General features: G+C 68.0%; 15 protein-coding genes and 1 pseudogene. 9 read left to right on the forward strand and 7 right to left on the reverse strand.

Going from position 1 to position 20,152, the window contains the following annotated elements:
* Positions 1 to 28 precede the first annotated feature (28 nt).
* Complete coding sequence (locus J7E89_RS30460; protein WP_214977701.1) at positions 29 to 955, forward strand: AraC family transcriptional regulator; 927 nt, start codon at positions 29 to 31, stop codon at positions 953 to 955.
* Positions 956 to 1,079: 124 nt separating this feature from the next.
* Here the strand turns inward: J7E89_RS30460 and J7E89_RS30465 are convergent, their stop codons facing one another.
* The 5 genes from J7E89_RS30465 to J7E89_RS41270 are packed head-to-tail and all read right to left on the reverse strand — an operon-like array spanning position 1,080 to position 7,142.
* A complete protein-coding gene (locus J7E89_RS30465) occupies positions 1,080 to 1,592 on the reverse strand; it encodes a hypothetical protein (protein WP_251061294.1) in 513 nt (170 codons plus the stop codon).
* A gap of 2 nt (positions 1,593 to 1,594) precedes the next feature.
* Complete coding sequence (locus J7E89_RS30470) at positions 1,595 to 2,536, reverse strand: hypothetical protein (RefSeq protein WP_214977704.1); 942 nt, start codon at positions 2,534 to 2,536, stop codon at positions 1,595 to 1,597.
* Positions 2,537 to 2,565: 29 nt separating this feature from the next.
* Positions 2,566 to 3,018, reverse strand: coding sequence for a hypothetical protein (locus J7E89_RS30475; protein WP_214977707.1), 453 nt, complete (start codon positions 3,016 to 3,018; stop codon positions 2,566 to 2,568).
* Position 3,019: 1 nt separating this feature from the next.
* The gene (locus J7E89_RS41265; protein ID WP_251061295.1) at positions 3,020 to 4,879 is read right to left on the reverse strand and encodes an SGNH/GDSL hydrolase family protein; all 1,860 of its coding nucleotides are present in this window, start codon (positions 4,877 to 4,879) and stop codon (positions 3,020 to 3,022) included.
* Positions 4,863 to 7,142 (reverse strand): hypothetical protein, encoded by a 2,280-nt coding sequence (locus tag J7E89_RS41270; RefSeq protein ID WP_251061296.1) that lies wholly within the window; start codon positions 7,140 to 7,142, stop codon positions 4,863 to 4,865. Before J7E89_RS41270 ends, J7E89_RS41265 begins: the two co-directional genes overlap by 17 nt.
* 228 nt (positions 7,143 to 7,370) lie before the next feature.
* Here J7E89_RS41270 and J7E89_RS41275 point away from each other — a divergent pair.
* The 4 genes and pseudogenes from J7E89_RS41275 to J7E89_RS30495 form a co-directional block, all read left to right on the forward strand.
* Positions 7,371 to 7,482 (forward strand): annotated as a pseudogene (locus tag J7E89_RS41275) (IS5/IS1182 family transposase); the annotation flags it as partial.
* 914 nt (positions 7,483 to 8,396) lie between these two features.
* On the forward strand, positions 8,397 to 8,546 hold the full coding sequence (locus J7E89_RS30485) for a hypothetical protein (RefSeq protein WP_214977711.1): 150 nt from the start codon (positions 8,397 to 8,399) through the stop codon (positions 8,544 to 8,546).
* Between the two features lie 279 nt (positions 8,547 to 8,825).
* Positions 8,826 to 9,185, forward strand: coding sequence for a J domain-containing protein (locus tag J7E89_RS30490; protein ID WP_374196922.1), 360 nt, complete (start codon positions 8,826 to 8,828; stop codon positions 9,183 to 9,185).
* A gap of 298 nt (positions 9,186 to 9,483) precedes the next feature.
* A complete protein-coding gene (locus J7E89_RS30495) occupies positions 9,484 to 9,687 on the forward strand; it encodes a cold-shock protein (RefSeq protein WP_093797454.1) in 204 nt (67 codons plus the stop codon).
* Between the two features lie 121 nt (positions 9,688 to 9,808).
* Here J7E89_RS30495 and J7E89_RS30500 read toward each other — a convergent pair whose 3' ends face one another.
* Entirely contained in the window at positions 9,809 to 10,231 is a 423-nt protein-coding gene (locus J7E89_RS30500; RefSeq protein ID WP_214977717.1) for an Hsp20/alpha crystallin family protein, read from the reverse strand.
* Between the two features lie 272 nt (positions 10,232 to 10,503).
* On the opposite strand from J7E89_RS30500, the gene J7E89_RS30505 reads away from it, so the two are divergent.
* Both J7E89_RS30505 and J7E89_RS30510 read left to right on the forward strand, forming a co-directional pair.
* On the forward strand, positions 10,504 to 12,915 hold the full coding sequence (locus tag J7E89_RS30505; protein ID WP_251061321.1) for a SpoIIE family protein phosphatase: 2,412 nt from the start codon (positions 10,504 to 10,506) through the stop codon (positions 12,913 to 12,915).
* Positions 12,916 to 13,114: 199 nt separating this feature from the next.
* Positions 13,115 to 13,306: a hypothetical protein gene (locus J7E89_RS30510; protein WP_214977723.1), complete on the forward strand. Its 192-nt coding sequence runs from the start codon at positions 13,115 to 13,117 to the stop codon at positions 13,304 to 13,306.
* 87 nt (positions 13,307 to 13,393) lie between these two features.
* Here the strand turns inward: J7E89_RS30510 and J7E89_RS30515 are convergent, their stop codons facing one another.
* Complete coding sequence (locus tag J7E89_RS30515; RefSeq protein ID WP_214977726.1) at positions 13,394 to 14,842, reverse strand: amino acid permease; 1,449 nt, start codon at positions 14,840 to 14,842, stop codon at positions 13,394 to 13,396.
* Positions 14,843 to 15,657: 815 nt separating this feature from the next.
* On the opposite strand from J7E89_RS30515, the gene katG reads away from it, so the two are divergent.
* Positions 15,658 to 17,847, forward strand: coding sequence for a catalase/peroxidase HPI (gene katG / locus J7E89_RS30520; protein WP_214977729.1), 2,190 nt, complete (start codon positions 15,658 to 15,660; stop codon positions 17,845 to 17,847).
* A 211-nt stretch (positions 17,848 to 18,058) separates the two neighbouring features.
* Complete coding sequence (locus J7E89_RS30525) at positions 18,059 to 20,092, forward strand: prolyl oligopeptidase family protein (RefSeq protein ID WP_374196919.1); 2,034 nt, start codon at positions 18,059 to 18,061, stop codon at positions 20,090 to 20,092.
* Positions 20,093 to 20,152 lie beyond the last annotated feature (60 nt).

Consider the following 20,152-nt stretch of genomic DNA (forward strand, 5'->3'; position numbering starts at 1 on the left):
CCCTTGATGCCAGAGATACGCTGATGCCATGGATGTGGTGAGCGACGCGATCTCGACCGTACGCATCGGGCAACCCGCCTCCAACCGGGTGCGGGTGAGCGGAAGCTGGTGCACTCGGCTCGCACCGTACGACGGCGCGGGCTTCCACGTGGTGCTCGAGGGCAACTGCTGGCTGCTGCCCGACGGCGGCTCCCCGGTCTCGTTGGGCGTGGGGGACGCGGTGCTGTTGCCGCACGGCACGGGGCATGTGATCGCCGACTCGCCCGCCGACGCGGTGGCCGTGGAGCGGGCGGTGCCGTTCGACGGGTGGGCCGGGGGACAAGGGGCGGGCCGACCGCGAGCCGCCTCCGGGGAGGTGGAGATGCTGTGCGGCAAGTACAGGCTCGACCACAGTCGCGTACACCCGCTGATGGCGGAACTGCCAACGCTCGTCCACCTGCCCAACCGCGCGGGCATTCGCCCCGAACTGCGGGCCGCCATCGACCTGTTGGGCGGCGAGCTTGGTGAGCAGCGGCCTGGCTCGTGCGTCGCCGTACCCAGCCTGCTCGACCTCCTCCTCGTTTACATGATCCGGTCGTGGGTGTCCGAGGACAGGACCGGGGTGTGGCCGGCCGTACTGGGCGACCCGGTGGCGTCCGCCGCCCTGCGGGCGCTGCACTCGGACCCGTCCGCGCCATGGACGAACGACCGCCTGGCCGCCGAGGCGGGCGTCTCCCGTCCCACCCTGGCCCGCCGTTTCACGGCACTGGTCGGCCGGCCTCCGATGGCGTACCTCACCTGGTGGCGCCTGACTCTCGCCGCCACCTTGCTCCGGGACACCCAGGACCCACTTGCCATCGCCCGCCGTGTCGGCTACGGCACGCCGTACGCCCTGTCACACGCCTTCAGCCGGGAGTTCGGGACTACACCGGGGCGGTACCGGGCAGCGGCTCCAGGGGGAGAGCCGGCCCTGTGATCAGGCCTCCCCGTCGTGGCGCTGCCACCGGTTGGAGGCCCCCTGCCTGCCGCCATCACCGGCGGCAGGCAGCTCGCCACGCAGTTTGCGGGGCGTCGGACAGGCCCGGCGAAACCGCCCGGGGTCAGTAGCGCTCGTGGGAGGCGTTCTCGTTCTTCAGCGAGGCGACCAGGTTCTCCGACGGCCAGTAGTCGCCGCACGTCGGAAGGAACGCCTGGCTCAGGCCGGAGTACCCGGAGCTGTAGTAGACGCGGTTGGTCGCCGAGCATTCACCGTTGGAGGCGGAGGCGGCCTGGTTCTTCAGCTCCACGCCCTCACCGGAGTTGCCGAGACGGCAGGTGTTGTAGTTCCCGGAAATCAGTCCGTAGGCGAAAACGTATCGGACCAGGGCCGCGCCGTTGGGCGAGTACCCGTAGTGGTTGGGGATGGACTTGTTGGCGACGAAGCAGGAGCTCGCCGAGTACCAGGTCTGTTCTCCGCGGCTGTTGTAGTGCATGACGAAGCAGTAGGCGTTGCCGGAGGAGCTGCACTCGTCGGAGGCGTAGGAGGTGGCCGCCGTCGCGCTGGGGGCGAAAAGGAGGGCCGACGCCAGCGTCATGAAGAGGGGGACCAGCACGCGGAACATACGGTTTCTCATGGTCAGCTCTCGTTCTTGTATGCCTGGGCGACCTTGGCCGCGACCCTGTCCTTCTGCTTCTTCTCCTTCTCCAGGCCCGCAGCGTTCTTGGCCAGCTCCTGCTGCTGCCATGCCTTTTCCTTCCCGTGCCAGACGCCGACGAGATCCGTCTTCTTCTTGCACTCGACGTCAGCGACGGCGAGGGCTGTCTCCTCGACGCTGGGGGTGGGTGTGGTCAGGGAGATGCCCAGGTCGTCGTGTTCGATGAGGGGTGTCCCGACCTTGAACCCGCGTCCCTTCATGCACGTGGACCACTTCTCGAACACCTTGGTGACGTCCGAGTCGTCCATGGACTTCTCGTACGCCCGAGCCTCCGCCTCTGCTGAGTGGGGCGTCAGCGCCATCGGGAACATGCGCTTCGCCTCGCCGCGGCAGCCTCCGTCGGGAATCCTCTTCCCCTCGTAGAGCCCGTCGGTGACCTCGGCGCCGTCGCCGGTGAAGACGGCTTCCTCGGCGCCCTTGGCGGGCTCCCAGTGCGAGGGCTCCGGTGCGGTCCGGGGTAGGTGGTAGCCGTGTTTCCTGGCTGATTCGAGGTCGGAGATGCCGTAACGGCGTCCCATGTCGGCCTCGGCCTGGGCGGTCGCCGCCTGGATCGACGGCTCGGGAGGACCGAAGTCCTTGAACCCGTACTGGGCCATACAGCTCTGCCAACGGTCCTGGATGGCGACCTGCCAGGCGTACTGGTCGGCCGAGTTGAGTGAGTAGTCGTCCAGCGGGAGCGTCAGCCCCTTGGCGAGACCGCTGGACGGGGCCGTGAGGATGCCGCTCAGCGGCAGCCGCGGTGGCGACTCGGGGACTGCCGCGGTGACCGTCCGGGTGTTCTGCCCTGCCTGTTCCGTGCTGCCGCAGGCGACCAGCACCCCGGTGAGCAGGGTGGCGCCGAGCGCCTTGAAAGGTGTTTTCACGTCAGACCTCACTAGTATGCGTTGTGTGTTCATGGGACGAGGGGTGACGTAAGCGGTACGCATCCCTCGCCCGGCAGATGCAGTGCCACGCGGGTGTTCCCGTCCAGCGGGAGCCGGGCGGTGAAGAGCCGGCAGTGCGCCGACGGGTCCGTACCGTCAGGCGACCCGGACCCGCCGGTGTAGGTGACCGTGATCCGTACGGTGACGTCGTCCGTCTCTCGGTCCCACGGCTTGCCGTCGGCGGCCAGGCCGATCTCCAGGTCGGTCAAGTCGCCGTCACGGACAGCGCGTTCGAGCGAGAAGCGCGTTCGTTCGGCCGCGCTGACCGGCTTCTTGGGCGTCCCGTCGGCGCCGCCGAAGAAGCCGCTCACCGCCAGGGACAGCAGCAGGCAGCCTGCGACGAAGAGACCCCCGACGGCTACGACGCCCCAGAAGCACCCGCCCGCGAACAGGCGGGTGCTTCGACTGGCATCGTCCGGCATGTCAGGGGGTGCCCTGGTAGCCGATGGCGAGCAGCCGCTGCCGCATCACCTCGGCGTAACCGGTGGTACCGGCGTCCTTGGGGTGGAAGGACTCGCGGCTGAGGCACTTGCCGCCCATCACGCCCCACAGGCAGGCCGCCGGTACGGCCGCGGGGTCACCCAGGTGGAAGTCGCCGTCGCCGTTGGGGCCGAGGACGAACTTGTTGATCCACTCGGGGTCGTCGCAGCCGCTGTGCCCGACGAACGCGCTCACCGGGTCGGCGTACTCGATCTTCGTCCCACCCGCGCGCAGCCCGTCGGCCATCGCCTTCTGCCCGGCGTTGGCGTACTGGACCAGATCCGCCAGTGCCTTGACCTCGGAACCGTCGTAGTAGAGGGAACCGGCGCACTTCACCGTACGGCTGAGCAGCTCCGGGTACCCCATCAGGACGATCCGGGCGTTGGGTGCCCGGCGCGCCACCTCCTCCATCACAGCCCTGAGGTCCGGGACCATCCGGTCCACGACCGCCTTGTACTTGGGCAGGAAGCCGGAGTCCGCCGAGCAGTCGCCCAGCCCGCCGCACTCCTGCATGGCGTACGCGAAACCGCCCTCGTCATTGCCGCCGAGGGTCAGCATGACCAGAGTCGTGTCGGGGCTGAGCACCCCGGACTCGGTCTGCGTAACCTCGTGGAACTGGCCCTCCAGATGCCTCTGCGGGCTGTTCCCGCTCGGTACGTACGCCACATTCTTCGTCATCGCGCCCGAGCAGGCCACGAAGCCGAGTTCGGCAGACGCCCCCCACGCGTCGGAGATCTGGCCGAGCGATTCGGAGGAACCGGGCACGACCAGCTTGCGCGGCCAGGCATTCGCGCTGCGCCGGCATCCGTTCCACTGCGAGGTGCCGTGGTCCTTGTTGCTCTCGGTGGAGTACGAACCCGCGCCCTCACCCGAGGTGAAGGAGTCGCCGAGCACCGCGACGATGTGCTTCGGCTTGGCGGCGAGCGGCTGGAAGGCCACCGCGTCCCAGGCCACGTCCTCGTCCCCGGTGCCGTCCAGGGTGTGACTGGTCAGCTTCACCCGCGGGGTGCCGGAGAGCTTGTAGACGCCGAGCGACACCCAGGTGTTGGCCTTGCGCTCCTGGCCCACGGTCCGGGTGCGGCTGTACGAGCCGCTCCCGGTGTCGATCTCGTACTTCGCCTGCTGGGTGTGCGCCCCGTGGTCGGGCACGTGGATCATGATGCGGGTCCACTGGTTGAGGGTCTTGCCCAGCGTCCAGGTGCCGGTGGTCCGCAACCGCGCGCCGTCGGAGTCGGACGACTTGCGGGTGTGGGTGAACCAGAAGTGGTCCCCGTACCCCGCGCCGATCTGGTGCAGGTCGATCTTGCCGGGATAGGTGCCGTTGGAGGCGGCGAAGTCGAACGCGAACGTACCTGCCGACGACGACGTCCCGCACGTATGCCCCGGTTGCCCGGTGGGGGTGACCCCGTTCGGTATGTCGTCGACGATCAGCGATCCGCTCGGCAGGCCGGAGGAACAGCGAGGCGGGTACGAGGAGTTCTCGTTCGGCTGCTCCGGATAGTCGGCGTTGTTGAAGCGGTGCACGGGGTTGCCGCACTCGGCCGCCGCCTCACAGTCCTTCCACTTGACCGACTCGTGCCACCAGCACTTCAGATAGAGCGGATTGGTCTCGTCGGGATCGCCCGGCAGCAGGCAGGGGCCCATGCCGGTCTTGTTGGAGGCGCCGTCGAGGATCTTGTCGTCGTCGCAGTCGTTCGCCTCCGTGCAGAAGATCATGTTCGGCGGCTTGGCGCGGGTACGGGCCGCGTTGTTGTTCCACCAGGCCGCCCGGTAACCGGCCTGCATGTCACCCGGCTTGAACATCGCCGAGAATCGGCCGGGCCGCCCAGCCGATCACCTTCTCCTGGTACGGCCAGTCCTGAGGGTGCGCGGCGTGCGAGTAGTCGTCACCGCCGGACGAACTCTCCAGGAACGGGCCCCGGTTCTCCTTCCACAGCGGGTTGGCGGGGTTGTTGGTCCAGCCGACACCCCACTTGCCGCCGTTGCTGCCGGCCGCCGACTGCGGGTGGAAGCCTGAGTTGTACGCCCACAGTGCGAAGAACCAGTTCTCGATGTACTTCGGCTTGCCGCCGTTGACGGTCATGCCCGCTATACGGGTCTCGTTCCACTTGTTGGAGAGGATCTGCGCCCCGTACGCGATGTTCGCCGTGTAATCGAGGGCCGCGGCCTCTTTCTGCGCGGTCGAGAGCTGGGTGTCGCCGACCCGCATGCCGTCGGTGACCTGGGTGATGCCGTAACCACAGTCCGCCTTCGCCCAGTTGACTGCCCATGGGTCGGCCTGGTCGCCGTCGGAGGAGTACGCGATGCCGTAGTAGTTGCCGATCAGCGGGTTGCCGGTCACGCCCGGGACCACGGTCCGGGTGGCTTGCCACATGTTCGACTCCTGCGCGGTCACGCCGAGCAGGATCTGCGCCGGGATGTGCCACTCGTCCGCCCGGTCGACGACGCTGTTGGGGTCGCCCTCCAGGACCGGCAGCGGGAAGAGGGTCTGCGGGGTGTACCCGGACATGCCGGTGTTGTTCCAGTTGGCGGGCCGGTTCACCCACTTGTACAGACCGTCGATCACCGCCTGGTCCACGGCCCACTCCGCCTGGCGCGGAGTCGGCTGCAGCGCCTGCTCGCGGGCGTCGTTGCGCGGTACCGCACAGGTCCGCTCGGCCTCCACCGGGTTGCTGGGGGAGGCGGCGAGGGCGGACTTGCCGGCCCCGGAGGTGCCGGTTGTGGCACCCGGCACAGGCAGCGCGGGCGAGGTACTGCCGCCGCCCGCGAGCTGCTTCGGCGCCAGGGGGGTCCCGCCGGGCAGGGCCTCCAGGACGGCCGTCCCGCCGGTGTCCAGCAGCCGCAACTGCGTCCGTACGGTGCGGGCCCCGTCCCCCGCACCCTCGGTACGGAGCAGCGTGCCGTCGCCGGTCGCCCAGGTGGTGGCCACGGCAGCGTCGGCCCGGGTGGAGATACGGTCGTCCTTGCCGAGGGTGCCGGGGTTCTTCACGCCGCCGGGCAAGGTGCCCTGGGTGCGGGCGTTTCCGGTGATGTACACCGTGCCGTCGGCAGCCGCGGTCAGATCCCAGGCGGTGAGCGGGCCGCGGGCCAGCGTCGCCGGGGTCGCCCTGCCCCGGGCGATCTGCCCGGCGCCGACCCGGCGGGCCACGCTCTCCACGGAACCGGAGTGCTTCTTCCCGGACTTGGCCGCTGAGGGAACACGCTCGATGAAGGTGACCCCGCCGGACCGGTCGGGCCGGAGCTGGAACGGCACCGTACGGGTCCGGGCGATCTCCTTCTCCCGGCCGTCGGCGCCGATCCGGACCAGACGGGGGCCGTGTGCGGCGACGATGCCCAGGTCGGTGGGGACGGCGGAGGTTACCTGGCCCTCGAGCTCCACCGGCTTCGCGCTCTTGCCGCTGGTGGCGTCGACGCTGACCAGGCGAGTGCCGGAACGCTTGTCCCCGTCGTGGGTGAGCTGGGTGAAGACGGCCTTCTCGCCGGTGCCGCAGCCGGGGGAGAAATAGGCCAGCGAGGCGGTGTTCGCCAGCTTCGTGACCTTGCCGGTCGTCAGGTCGACGACCGCCGCGAAGGCGCCGCGGACCATCAGCTCGGGCTTGTTGGTGAAGGCGCGGGGTGCGTAGGCCACTGCGGCCCGCTTCCCGGAACGGGTCACGCACGCGTTGCCGACCCAGGCGTCAGTGTCGAAGCCCGGCTCGGAGAGGGTGGCGGCCGTCTTCCAGGCGTAGCCGTCCTTGGCGTCGGCAACCAGCAGGTGGAACCCCTCGGCATCCCCGGAGGTGGTCCATGCCCGGTCCTTCGAGGCCCGGTATCCGGACCCGAGGTCCCTGGCGCGGTCGGCAGCGGGAATCCGGTCGGGCAGCTCCCGCCCGGAGGCGTTCTTGAGCGTCTTCGCCGACCAGCCGGCCGCGGCGCCGGGCGGAGCGTCGGAGGCGAGCGCGGTGCCGGGCAGCAGCCCGACAAGGAGAGCGGTGGTGCAGACGGCTGTGAGGTGGGCTTTCGTACGGGTCGGGCCGGCGGGTCTGTGGCGTCCGGCCGCACTCTCGCGGGACAAGCGGGATAACACGACGGTGGGTCCTTCACAGGGTCGGGAGTGGTGGCCAGGCCTCCCGCAGGTGCTCTCGTCGATGCCGGGAGTAATGCCAGAGCCGCGCTCTCGGGTCAGGTGGGCGGAACTGCCCGGTAGTTCGTCTGTGCACCGACAAGAACAGCGGTCACCTTAGGCACAGGAAAGGGGAGTTGGAAAGGTCTGTACCAGTAGGGGTCTAGACCGGCCGGACGCCGCCCCCGACGCCGACGGCTGCACGCGGGCCATGCCTATGACGCCCCTGACGTGTGCAGATGGCTACGAGGCAAGCGCATCGGTGTCCGTATCGCCCGCAAATGGCATCGAGTCCAGTCCCCGTGGCCGCGGCCACGGGCAAGGAGCTCAAGCTCTTCCTCGTCGCCGGCAGCAACCGCATCGCCGCGACCACGCCGGGCAGGCGTCTTTGCGCGCCCTCGATGTGGCCGGCTCGAGCGCGGCGTCCGGCCCGCTCGCGACGTACGAGGGTGCTCAGGCCAGGCTCAGTGGAGGCTCAGTGGTGGAGCGCGTCTGGTGGACAGCGCCCACGCCTCGTCCGGTACGTACACCGGCTACCGGATCCAACCGGCGCCGGTGCGCGGTTGAGCACTGTTGTGGCACGCGTCGAGGAGCCCTGGTGCCATACGGCACCAGGGCTCCGAGGGATGTGCAACACCATCTGCCGGCTTACTGCGGTGCCGGCGTTCTGTTTCCGCACCGTCTCCGGGGGGAGGGAAGCGTGTGCGGGGATCGCGGATGCGTGACCGTGGGACCACCTTCCGTTCCGGGGCCTGCGGTACCCGGGCTGACTACGTCCTCGCCCGGGCGATCCTGATGGCGTCTGCCTCCTTCTCTTCTTTCTGGTCGAGCTGATTGGTACTGCGGATGCTGCGTACTGCCGGCGGCCCCTGTGGGCCGCCCGGCCCGGCAATCAGCGAGAGGACCCCGACATACTCCGGCCCCGCCACTCCACTGCCGTGCCACCACCTCATGTGGTCGCGCATGCGCGGCAGTTCGTCTCTGCCGCGCCTTCTTGCCGTCTTGGTTACGAGGGAGACACTAAGCCCCACAGGCCCGCATGTCTACTTCAGTCATGACAGATTTTCTGATGGCGGGAACGGATGGCTTCTGTAGTCAGCGCCGCCAGGAAACCTGTGCCGGAATGCGCGCGATGAGGTGGCGCGCAGGGGAGTCGGCCCGTGGTGCACGGGGCGTCGAGGAGATGCGACTGGGCCGGACGGGGAAGCCATCGAGCGGGTGCTGACCGAACAGTTCGCCGACAAGGTTCGGTACGTAACCGCGGTCCTGGCAGATCCGGACACCCGCACCGGAAAGCTGTCGTGGATCAACCCCAACCCCTATCACCGCAGGGAGGTCGGGGTGCTGGTCGGGTCCCCTGGTCAGTGAGCACCATGTACACGTCCGCCTCAACCAAGGCATCGCGGTCTCGGAAGAGGGCGAACTGGTCGAGCAGTCCCGCTGCCGGTGCGGAGAGTCCTGGACCAAGACCTATCAGGTCGAGGACCCGGAGACGGATTGAGGACGCGGTGCCCGTGCCCGGGAAAGCTCCCGAGGGCCCTTGAAAATGCTCCTTTTGCGTTCTATGACGTTGGTGTAGGGGCTCGCTTGTGAGGCCAGAGGGAGGCACAGGCGGTGGCGGTGCGCGGGCAACGGAACCCATACGCGGTGCTCGGCGTGGAGCCGACGGCATCGGCCGTGCAGATCACGAGCGCCTTCCGGAAGCTGGTCCGGACCCTGCATCCGGACTCTCAGCCCGATCAGCCGGCGGCGCCCCGCCAGGAGCGCCTGGACGAGGTGGTTGCCGCCTGTGCCACGCTTCGCGACCCCCGTCGTCGGGCGGAATACGACGCGAAGCGCACTCGTACTGCGGCAGCCCGGCGCCCGAAGGAACCGCACGCGGCACGGGTGGGCGTTCGATGGGCCAATGGTTATGCCGTGGTGTCCCTCGGCGTCCGACTGCGCCCGGCCGTTCCGACCGCGCCCCTACGGGTAGGCCCCGTCCGGATAGAGCGTTTCCTGAAATAGGAGGCGGCGGAGCTTGCGGGTATCCGCGCCACGCATTCGGACGCCCTCCGGGAAGTGTCTGGGCATGCGATGGCGTTACCCCATTGCGGGTCACTGTGGGACTTTCGTAGCAATACGTAGCGACATGGGCACTGTTCGGGTAACTTCACTGCCATAGCAGTCGTGGTTCCGAAGCCTGTTCGCCCGTGATCGCGATCACGGGCGTTTGTGTTCTTCAGAGTTTTCATGGGCCCGGCGATCAGCTCCGGGTGCCGTGACGTGCGGTATCCGACCCCCCTTTCATCCCCAGGAGACCGTTATGGCTACGGGCACCGTGAAGTGGTTCAACAGCGAGAAGGGCTTTGGTTTCATCGAGCAGGACGGCGGCGGCCCTGATGTCTTCGCCCATTACTCGAACATCGCCGCCCAGGGATTCCGTGAGCTTCAGGAGGGGCAGCGGGTGTCGTTCGATGTCACGCAAGGCCAGAAGGGCCCGCAGGCGGAGAACATTGTCCCGGAGTAGCGGGATCGGCCTGCCGAGTCACGGTAAGACGGTAGGCGCATAAGGCCGATGGTGCCGTCAGGCTGCCGCCCTCATGGGCGGCAGCCTGACGGATGTGGGCTTGCGGTACGGATGTGTCGGGTCAGCCGCTGATCTGCTTTTGGGCTTCCCCGGCGCTGATGGAGATCTTGCGGGGCTTGGCCTGCTCGGCGACCGGGATCGTCAGGCGCAGCACGCCGGCGTCGTACGTGGCCTCGATGTGCTCGGTGTCCAGAGTTTCGCCGAGGAACAGCTGGCGGCTGAAGGAACCGGTCGGCCGCTCGGCGACGACGACTTCGCTGCTCTCGGGTGCGCTGGGCCGGCGTTCGGCCTTGATCGTGAGTACGTTGCGTTCGACGTCGAGGTCGATGCTCTCGGGATCGATGCCGGGAAGGTCGAGCTCGACCGTGAAGGTGCCGCCTTCTCGGAGGGCGTCCATGGGCATGGCCGCCGGGTGCGCCGCGGTGCCGAGGAGCTGCTGAGCCATCCGGTCCAGCTCCCGGAATGGGTCGGTTCGCATCAGCACCGTCCTCACTCCCTACCCTCAGGATGCGGGTGCGTATGACCTCGATTCCTTATATAACGCCGAGGAGGAAAGTTGACAAGACCCCGCGCAATGATGAATACGGACGCGTAAGCCGCTCAAAGCCGGCCGCGTGGCGTCGAACATTTCCGCAGATGAGTGACCGATCATGTTCACAGACCTGCATCACTCCCCGAAGGCGGGCAAAGGCCCTGCGGGGGTGTGAGACCGGCAATCCGACCACGAGGGCTACGGCGGTGGACGCGCCCGTGACGATGTTCAGCGAGAGTCCGGAAGACCCGTTCGCTCTGCGCCGGGTGGCGTCGGTGGTGCTGGACAACCGCGGCGAGGTGGTCGGCTGGAGCGAGCGGGCCGAGCAGTTGCTCGGTTATTCGGTCGGAGAGGTGATCGGCCGGCGTGCGCTCGATTTCCTGGTTGACCCCGGCGACCGGCCGGTCGTCAGCGGCATCGTGGCGGAGTGCACGAGGGCACGGGGCTGGTTCGGGGTGGTGCCCCTCCGGCATCGCGGCGGGCACCGGGTGGAACTGGGGATCAGGGCGCGCGTGGTCACGAGGGCCGACTCGGTACAGGAATGGTTCCTGGTCGGCGCCCCGGCGGGGGAGGTCACCCGGTGGGAGCTGGACCGTGCGGTCCTGGACGGTATGTACCGCCGGTCCCCGATCGGTCTTGTCGTCCACAGTCCGGACCTGAGGGTGGTACGGGTCAACCGGGCGATCGCACAGGTGAGCGGCCTCCCGACCGAGCGGCACGTGGGCCTTGGCAGCGCCGAGTTGCTGGTCAGCGAGGACGCTCAGGTGGTGGAGAGCCGATTGCGCCGGGTCCTGGATACGGGACGGCCCGAGATCTTCACCGAACAGTCCTCCCGACTGCGGCGGGATCCCCACCGCGAGCTGGTCGTGTCCGCCTCGTCGTTCCGGATGGAGGATTCCACCGGCCGGGTCATCGGGGTCACCGAGCTGGTCGAGGACGTCACCGACCGCCACCGGGCCCGGCGCCGGCTTGCCCTGCTCAACGAAGCCAGCGCCCGCATCGGGACGACGCTCGACGTGGGGCAGACTGCCCGCGAACTGGCCGATGTGGCCGTGCCCGACCTCGCCGATCACGTGTCGGTGGACCTGCTGGAGCCGGTCCCCCGCGGCGAGGACCCGCCGCAGGAGACGACGGGGCCGGTTATCCGGATGGCCGTACGAAGCGTGTCGGTTCGAGAAGCGCAGCTGATGCATCCGGCCGGCGGACTGATTCACCTCCGCCCGGAGGCACCGCAAGCCAGGTGTCTGGCCGAGCGGCGACCGGTGCTTGAGCCGGCTGCCGGCATCTCGTCCGCGTGGTACTCGATGGAACTTCCACGCGCCCAAGGCGCCGTGGACCTGGGCGTCCACTCGCTCATCGTGGTACCGCTAGCGGCACGCGGCCAGGTGCTGGGTGTGGTCAGTCTGTGGCGGTCGCGGCGCCCGGAACCGTTCGAGGAGGATGACCTCATGCTGGCCCAGGAGTTCGCCTCCCGCGGCGCCGTCACCATCGACAACGCCCGCCGCTACACCCAGCAGCAAAAGGCCGCGCTCACGCTGCAACGCAGCCTGCTTCCGCATGACGTACCCGAACACCCCGCCATCGAGGTGGCCCACCGCTACCTGCCGGCCAGTGCCGCTTCAGGCCTCGGAGGGGACTGGTTCGACGTCATTCCCCTCTCCGGGACCCGCGTAGCCCTCGTCGTGGGCGACGTCGTCGGCCACGGGATCCACGCTGCGGCCACGATGGGCCGGCTGCGCACTGCCGTGCACACTCTGGCCAGCCTCGACCTCGAACCGGACGAGGTCCTCTCCCGCCTGGACGACCTGGTCAACCTCCTGGCCGCAGAGCAGGAAGCCGTCAACAGCGACCTGCCGCAGACCGAGCAGGTCGTCGGCGCGACCTGCCTGTACGCGGTGTACGACCCGATCTCCCGACGCTGCGCCGTGGCGTGTGCCGGCCATCTTCCGCCGGCGGTGGCGACCCCGGAAGGACGGGTGAGCCTGCTCGACATGCCTGTTGGTCCGCCGCTCGGTCTTGGCGGACTGCCGTTCGAGATGAACGAGTTGGAACTGGCGGAGGGCAGCCTGCTCGCTCTCTACACCAACGGGCTCATCGAGACGCGGCACGGTGACATCGACGTACCACTGGCTCGCCTGCGCGCAATGCTGACCCGCCCGGCACAGCCGTTGGAGCAGACCTGCCAGGCGGTGTTGGATTCAGTGCTGACCGGCCACCCCAGAGATGACGTTGCGCTGCTCATCGCCCGTACCCGTGTACTGCCCCCCGAGAAGGTCGCGTCCTGGGAGCTGCCCGCGGAACCCACCGCGGCTGCCCGGGCGAGGGCGCTGACCAGGGCCAAGCTCACCGAGTGGGGGCTGGGGCAACTGACGTTCACCACCGAGTTGGTCGCCAGTGAGCTGGTCACCAACGCCTACCGGTACGCCGGCGGACCAGTGGTGTTGCGGCTCATCCATGACGGGAACCTGATTTGCGAGGTCTCCGACACGAGCAGCACCTCCCCCCACCTGCGCCGGGCTCGCAGCACCGACGAGGGTGGGCGCGGCCTTTTCTTGGTGGCCCAGTTCACCGAGCGATGGGGCACGCGCTATACGCGGGACGGCAAGACGGTATGGACGGAGCAGACGCTGGGCTGAGGGTGTCTCGTCGCACCTGCGCACTGGTGCGTGGCGGACGGGACGCGTGCCGTGGCGGGCAGTCCTCTGCTCGGACTGGCCGAAGTTGAGGGCGCGTCGGGCCGGACGAGCGTTTCGGCCGGACACCACGTTGGGGCACCCCTTGCCGGCCTGAGAGGATCACCTGGACCCGTACGAACGAATGCAGGGGTGGGGAAAAATGGCTGTTCTGGTGCTGCTCGGCGTCTTGGCGCTGGCCGTCGGCGGGTGTGTATGTGTCGTGTGGGCGGAGCGCGGCGGGCCACGCTGGGTCCGCGTCGTAGCGACCGTGACGCTCACCGCCGGCGAGCTGCTGCGCCGTTCCGGGAAGAACCGGCGCGGCCTTGGCGGGACCACCAGCGACGGCGACTAGGAACTACCGCTCTTTTCGGGCTCATGTTTGATCACCTGCCGCCGGTCCCGGACAGGACGACCCATCCACGACCGGGGCATGGCGAGGCTATGGCTTGGTGACCGCGTCACCCGTACCGCGGCGGAGTCGGTCCCGTACCACCGAGATGGCCACGACCAGCGCCGCCACCAGCACGGAGAGGATGACCTGGTCGCGCCCGGCGTCGTCGGTGAGCATGTAGACCAGTACGAACGAGATCATGGCGATGGTTGCCCACGTCAAATACGGGAAGAGCCACATCCGCACAACCAGCTTGTCCGGCGACTCGCGCAGCAGGATCGCACGCATTCTCAGTTGCGTGAAACAGATGACCAGCCAGACGAACAGTGCGACCGCGCCCGAGGAGTTCAGCAGGAACAGGAAGACGGTGTCGGGCCACTGGTAGTTGAAGAAGACCGCCACGAAGCCGAAGACGACCGAACCGAGGATCGCCGCCGTGGGCACACCCCGGCTGTTCGTGCGGGCGAAGGCCTTGGGCGCGTCGCGGCGCTCGCCGAGCGAGAAGGCCATGCGCGATGCGGTGTACAGACCGGAGTTGAGGCAGGACAGCACAGCGGTGAGCACGATCACGTTCATGATCTGACCGGCGTGCGGGATGCCGATCGCGTCGAGCGCCGCGACGTACGAGCCCTTCTCGGTGATCGCCGGGTCGTCCCACTTCAGCAGCGAAACGACGACCAGGATCGAGCCCAGGTAGAAGACGCCGATCCGCCAGATCACGCTGTTCGTGGCCTTGGTGACCGCGCGCCGCGGGTCTTCGGACTCGCCGGCGGCGAGGGTGACGATCTCGCTGCCCATGAAGGAGAAGACGACCATCAGTACGCCGGTGAGGATGGCCCCGGGACCGTTGGGCAGGAAGCCGCCGTGGCCGGTCAGATTGGTCAGGCCCACCGCTTCGTGGCTGGAGCCGGGCAGCAGGCCGAAGACCGCCAGCCCGCCGATCACGATGAAGGCGGCGATGGCGACCACCTTGATTCCGGCGAACCAGAACTCGAACTCGCCGTACGAGGAAACGGAGGCCAGATTCGTCGCGGTGAGCACGACCATGACGATGAGCGCCCAGCCCCACTGCGGAACAGCCGGAACCCAGCTCTCCAGGATCACGGCACCCGCGGTCGCCTCGACCGCCAGCACCACGACCCAGAAGAACCAGTAGAGCCAGCCGATCGAGAAACCGGCCCAGCGGCCCAGCGCCCGGTCCGCATAGGCGGAGAACGATCCGGAGGCCGGCTGCGCCGCGGCCATCTCGCCGAGCATCCGCATCACGAAGACGACGATCGTGCCGACCAGGGCGTACGACAGCAGAATGCCGGGGCCGGTGGCCACGATGCCGGAGCTGGATCCGACGAACAGGCCGGCGCCGATCACTCCGCCAATCGCGATCATCGACAGATGGCGGTTCTTGAGTCCGGCGTGGAGCCCGTCCGGGGGAGGCGTCTGCCGGGTGTCACGCGGTGGCGAGGACGCCACGTCGGCGCGCGTCGGTTGTGCGCTCATGCTCTGTCCTTACGGAGGGAAGGAAGTTGGGCAAGACCGCCCTGCGAGTCGCCCAAGCGCCGAGTTGGGTGGGACGACGCTGTGGATGAGCAGAGGGGGAACCTGACCCGTCGTAGCAGGTGGGGCCGGTTTGCGGCGTACTCGCCGAAAGCTCTCGAGTGCTGACAGTCGCCCGGTCGCCCGGCCATTGCGGTGTCGCCGGTATGGGTCGCCGGTGTTAGACGCAGGGGTACGGGGCGCCGGGAAGGGGGGGACCTGGCGCGCGGAACCGGGGTACGCCGAAGGTAGGGGCGAAGTCGCCGGCACCACCATGGACAGATGTCATGCGCGGCAGAGCTGTGTTCATACAGATACTCAATAGGCGTCGCGGAGGGTTACGCACCGTTCGCCTCGGCGACAGCCAGTAGGACGATCGGGTTTGCCAGGTATGCCTCGCACAGAAGCCGTACGCAGTGCCGTTACGGCGGGACCAATGGGGTACCCAGCGTCTCGGCAAGCGGACCAATCAGGGGCGTCGGCGCTGGGCGGTGAGACCGCGCGGGTTGGAGGACCATCGGAACTCTGAGCACTTACCGTGTTCGTGGCGTCGAGACATTTGCGTCCCGCGCACCCAGAAGCTCAACACGACTTTGGAATCAGACTCCGACAAACGCTCGATTGTCGGTGTCGTGCGTGAGGATAGGAATTGTGCCGGCCGGCCGGCTCCGCGTTTGACTGCCGCGGGGCTGGTGAGGCTTTTCCAGCCTTGCAAACCAACGAACGTCAAGAGTAAGCAGCCAGCAGAAGGAAACACCGAGACAGGAAGAAGGACGGACGTGTCCGGCAGCGAAAGCGAGAACCCAGCAATCCCCTCACCGACCCCTACGCCGACTGGGCCCAGGACGAACAGGGACTGGTGGCCGAATCAGCTGGACCTTCAGGTTCTCCACCAGCACTCGCCCCGGTCCAATCCGATGGGCGAGGACTTCGACTACGCAGAAGAGTTCGAGACCCTCGACGTCGACGCGCTGAAGCAGGACGTCTTCGAGGTGATGACGACGTCGCAGGACTGGTGGCCCGCCGACTACGGCCACTACGGGCCGCTCTTCATCCGGATGAGTTGGCATGCCGCAGGCACGTACCGCATCGCCGATGGCCGGGGTGGTGGCGGCAGCGGCGCTCAGCGCTTTGCCCCCCTCAACAGCTGGCCGGACAACGCGAGCCTCGACAAGGCGCGCCGTTTGCTCTGGCCGGTCAAGCAGAAGTACGGCCGGAAAATCTCCTGGGCCGACCTTCTGGTCTTCGCCGGGAACTGCGCCATGGAATCGATGGGGTTCAAGACGTTCGGGTTCGGCTTCGGGCGAGAGGACATCTGGGAACCCGAGGAAATCTTCTGGGGGCCCGAGGACACATGGCTCGGAGACGAGCGCTACAGCGGCGACAGGGAACTCACCGGTCCTTTCGGCGCTGTGCAGATGGGACTGATCTACGTCAATCCGGAGGGGCCCAACGGCAACCCCGATCCGATGGCTGCCGCCAGGGACATTCGCGAGACGTTCCGGCGTATGGCGATGAATGACGAGGAGACGGTTGCGCTCATTGTCGGCGGCCACACGTTCGGCAAGTGCCATGGTGCGGTCGATCCCTCGTACATCGGTCCGGAGCCCGAGGCCTGCCCCATGGAGCAGCAAGGCCTCGGCTGGAGGAACACGTACGGCAGCGGCAAGGGCGCCGACGCGCTCACCAGTGGGCTTGAGGGCGCCTGGACCTCCGAGCCGACGAAATGGGACAACGGGTACCTGGACAACCTGTTCAGGTACGACTGGGAGCTGACAACGAGCCCCGCCGGTGCGAAGCAGTGGACACCCACGGATCCCTCGGCCAAGGGCACTGTGCCTGACGCTCATGATCCGTCGAAGAGGCACGCTCCCATGATGCTGACGACGGACGTCTCGCTGAAGCTGGACCCGATCTACGGACCGATCTCGAAGAGGTTCCGCGAGAACCCGGACGAGCTCGCGGTGGCGTTCGCCAAGGCGTGGTACAAGCTGTTGCACCGCGACATGGGGCCCCTCTCGCGTTACCTCGGCCCGTGGATTCCCGAGCCGCAGCTGTGGCAGGACCCCGTCCCCGTGGTCGATCACGAGTTGGTCGCGGACGAGGACATCGCGGCCCTCAAGGGCAGGATCCTCGCCTCGGGACTGTCGATCCCCCAGCTGGTCACCACCGCTTGGGCGTCGGCGGCAAGCTTCCGCGGCACCGACAAGCGCGGCGGAGCCAACGGGGCTCGCATTCGACTCGCGCCGCAAAAGGACTGGGAGGTCAATGACCTGCCCGAGGTGGCCGAGGTGGTGCAGACCCTCGAGCAGATCAGGCAGGACTTCAACCGCTCACAGGTCGGCGGAACGAAGATTTCGCTCGCTGACCTGATCGTCCTGGGCGGGTGCGCGGCTGTCGAGCGAGCCGCGAAGAACGCCGGGCACGACATCACGGTCCCGTTCGCCCCGGGGCGCACCGACGCCTCGCAGGAGCAGACCGACGTGGAGTCGTTCGCCGTGCTCGAGCCCAAGGCGGACGGGTTTCGCAACTACCTCCGGGAGGGAGAGAAGCTGTCGCCGGAGACTCTCCTGCTGGACCGCGCCAACCTGCTGACGCTGACCGCTCCCGAGATGACGGTTCTGATCGGCGGCATGCGGGCCCTGAACACCAGCTTCAAGGGGTCCCCGCACAGCGTCTTCACACACCGGCCGGAGACATTGGCCAACGACTTCTTCGTCAACCTGCTCGACATGGGCACGGAGTGGAAGGCGTCGGCCTCGACCGAGAACGTATTCGAAGGCCGGGATCGCGCCACGGGCGAGGTCAAGTGGACCGCCACCGCTGTCGACCTCATCTTCGGTGCGAACTCCCAGCTCCGAGCCGTCGCGGAGGTCTACGCGTCCCAGGACGCGGGAGAGAAGTTCGTGCGTGACTTCGTAGCAGCGTGGGACAAGGTGATGAACCTCGATCGGTTCGACCTCGCCTGAGCCCGATGTCCCGGTCGGCCGCTCAGCGGCCGACCGGGAGACCCTCGGGATCCGCCACGCGATTTCTTCAGGGCAAGAAATGTCCTAAAGCCCTGTGATGGCGGATGAGGCAACGGCTTGTGGGCGCGAGGACGCTATGACCGGCTGTATTGATCATCGGTAGTGGCGGATCTGGTCTTGCCGTGCGTTCCGGGCCTGCACAATTTGGCTTGTGAACGATGACGACCCGTACCTGTGGCTGGAAGACGTTGAGGGTGAGGCCGCGCTTGCGTGGGTGGCCGAGCGGAACGCCGAGACGGAGGCCGTGCTGGCTGCCGGCACCGGGTTCGCGTCCCTGAAGGCGCGCCTGCGGGAGGTGTTGGACGCTTCGGACCGTATCCCTTACACCACCCGTCGCGGAGCGTTCCTTTACAACTTCTGGCGGGACGCAGGACACGTACGGGGTGTGTGGCGGCGTACGACGCTGGAGCAGTACCGCAAGGACGGTCCCGAGTGGGAGGTCCTCCTCGACGTCGACACGCTCGCCGCCGCGGAGGGTGAGAAGTGGGTGTGGGCCGGTGCGCGCGTACGCCATCCGGAGTACGACCGGGCCCTGGTGCGTCTGTCGCGCGATGGTGGTGATGCCGTTGTGGTCCGCGAGTTCGACCTCTCCACCCGGGCTTTTGTCGACGGCGGGTTCCAAGTGGAGGAGGCGAAGACGCGGATCGGGTGGATCGACGCCGACACCGTCTTCATCGGCACGGACTTCGGGCCGGGTTCGCTGACTGACGCCGGCTATCCGCGCACGGTTCGCAGGTGGCGGCGCGGCACGCCCCTGGAGGAGGCCGCCCTGGTCTTCGAAGCCGAGGCGGGAGATGTGTCGGCCTGGGCCTGGCGCGACACCACCCCCGGTTTCGAGCGCGACTTCGTCGGCCGCACGCTGGACTTCTTCCGCAGCGAGATGTACCTGCTGACCACCGACGCCACGCTCGTGAAGATCGACGTTCCCGACGACGCCAGTGCTTATGCCCATCGCCGGCATCTGATCGTCACCCTGAAGTCCGATTGGCTCGGACAGCGGGCGGGCTCCCTGCTGGCGTTCGGCTTCGACGCCTTCCTGGCGGGCGACCGCACCGCCGAGGTGCTGTTCACGCCGGATGAGCGGACAGCTCTGAGCGGGCACTCATGGACTCGCCACCATCTGATCCTGGAGACGATGCGCGACGTCAGCACCCGCATCGAGGTCCTCACGCCCGCCCCCGGCGGTGGCTGGGCGGGCAAACCCCTCGCGGACGTCCCGGCGCTGTCCGCGGTCACCGTTGTGGACACGGACCCGGACATCTCCGACGAGTATTTCCTCGACGTGTCGGGGTTCTTGCAGCCCTCCACCCTCTACCGCGGGCAGATCGGCGCCGACACGGAGATCCTCAAGCAGGCTCCGGCCCGCTTCGACACGGCCGGTCTGGCGGTGGACCAGCTCTTCGCGACCTCCCGGGACGGTACGCGGGTGCCGTATTTCGTGATCGGCCCCGACCGTGCGCTCACCGGCCCCGGCCCCGCCCTGCTGTACGGCTACGGCGGCTTCGAGGTCTCCCTCACCCCCTTCTACGGCGCAGTGACCGGCAGGGCGTGGCTGGAGCGCGGCGGCACCTACGTGATTGCGAACATCCGAGGTGGCGGCGAGTACGGACCGGACTGGCACCAGGCCGCGCTCGGCGCGTACCGGACGCGAGCCTTCGAGGACTTCGCGGCCGTCGCCGCGGACCTCATCGCGCGGGGCATCACCACCCCGGCCATGCTGGGCGCCGCCGGGGGCAGCAACGGTGGCCTGCTCATGGGCGCGATGCTCACCCACTACCCGGAGCTGTTCGGCGCGATCGTCGCCCAGGTACCGCTGCTCGACATGATCCGCTTCCATAAGCTCCTCGCCGGCGCGTCCTGGATCGCCGAATACGGCGACCCGGACAACGATGCCGATCGCCCCCACCTCCGTGGGCTCTCCCCCTACCATCGGCTCACCGCAGACCAGGTCTGCCCGCCGGTCCTGCTGATGACCTCCACCCGTGACGACCGCGTCCACCCCGGCCATGCCCGCAAAATGGCCGCACGGCTGCGCGAACTCGGCCACCCGGTTCTGTTCCACGAGAACATCGGCGGTGGCCACGCAGGCGCCAGCGACAACGAACAGGCCGCCTACAACAAGGCCTTGGTGCATACCTTCTTGTGGCAACACCTCACACAACCGGTTCGGCCGGCGTCCGGCTGACCGGACGGGACTCTGGGAACACGCTCGTCGGCGGATGCCCCATTCCGACCGGCCCCCTGG

The organism is Streptomyces sp. ISL-100, from assembly GCF_018614615.1.
Lineage (GTDB): Bacteria > Actinomycetota > Actinomycetes > Streptomycetales > Streptomycetaceae > Streptomyces.

What these genes read in the sequence shown, in the direction of transcription:
- J7E89_RS30460 (WP_214977701.1), top strand. Translation starts at nt 29, where the DNA reads ATGGATGTGGTGAGCGACGCGATCTCGACCGTACGCATCGGGCAACCC.
- J7E89_RS30465 (WP_251061294.1), bottom strand. Translation starts at nt 1,592, where the DNA reads ATGAGAAACCGTATGTTCCGCGTGCTGGTCCCCCTCTTCATGACGCTG.
- J7E89_RS30475 (WP_214977707.1), bottom strand. Translation starts at nt 3,018, where the DNA reads ATGCCGGACGATGCCAGTCGAAGCACCCGCCTGTTCGCGGGCGGGTGC.
- J7E89_RS41265 (WP_251061295.1), bottom strand. Translation starts at nt 4,879, where the DNA reads ATGTTCAAGCCGGGTGACATGCAGGCCGGTTACCGGGCGGCCTGGTGG.
- J7E89_RS30495 (WP_093797454.1), top strand. Translation starts at nt 9,484, where the DNA reads ATGGCTACGGGCACCGTGAAGTGGTTCAACAGCGAGAAGGGCTTTGGT.
- J7E89_RS30505 (WP_251061321.1), top strand. Translation starts at nt 10,504, where the DNA reads ATGTTCAGCGAGAGTCCGGAAGACCCGTTCGCTCTGCGCCGGGTGGCG.
- J7E89_RS30510 (WP_214977723.1), top strand. Translation starts at nt 13,115, where the DNA reads ATGGCTGTTCTGGTGCTGCTCGGCGTCTTGGCGCTGGCCGTCGGCGGG.
- J7E89_RS30515 (WP_214977726.1), bottom strand. Translation starts at nt 14,842, where the DNA reads ATGAGCGCACAACCGACGCGCGCCGACGTGGCGTCCTCGCCACCGCGT.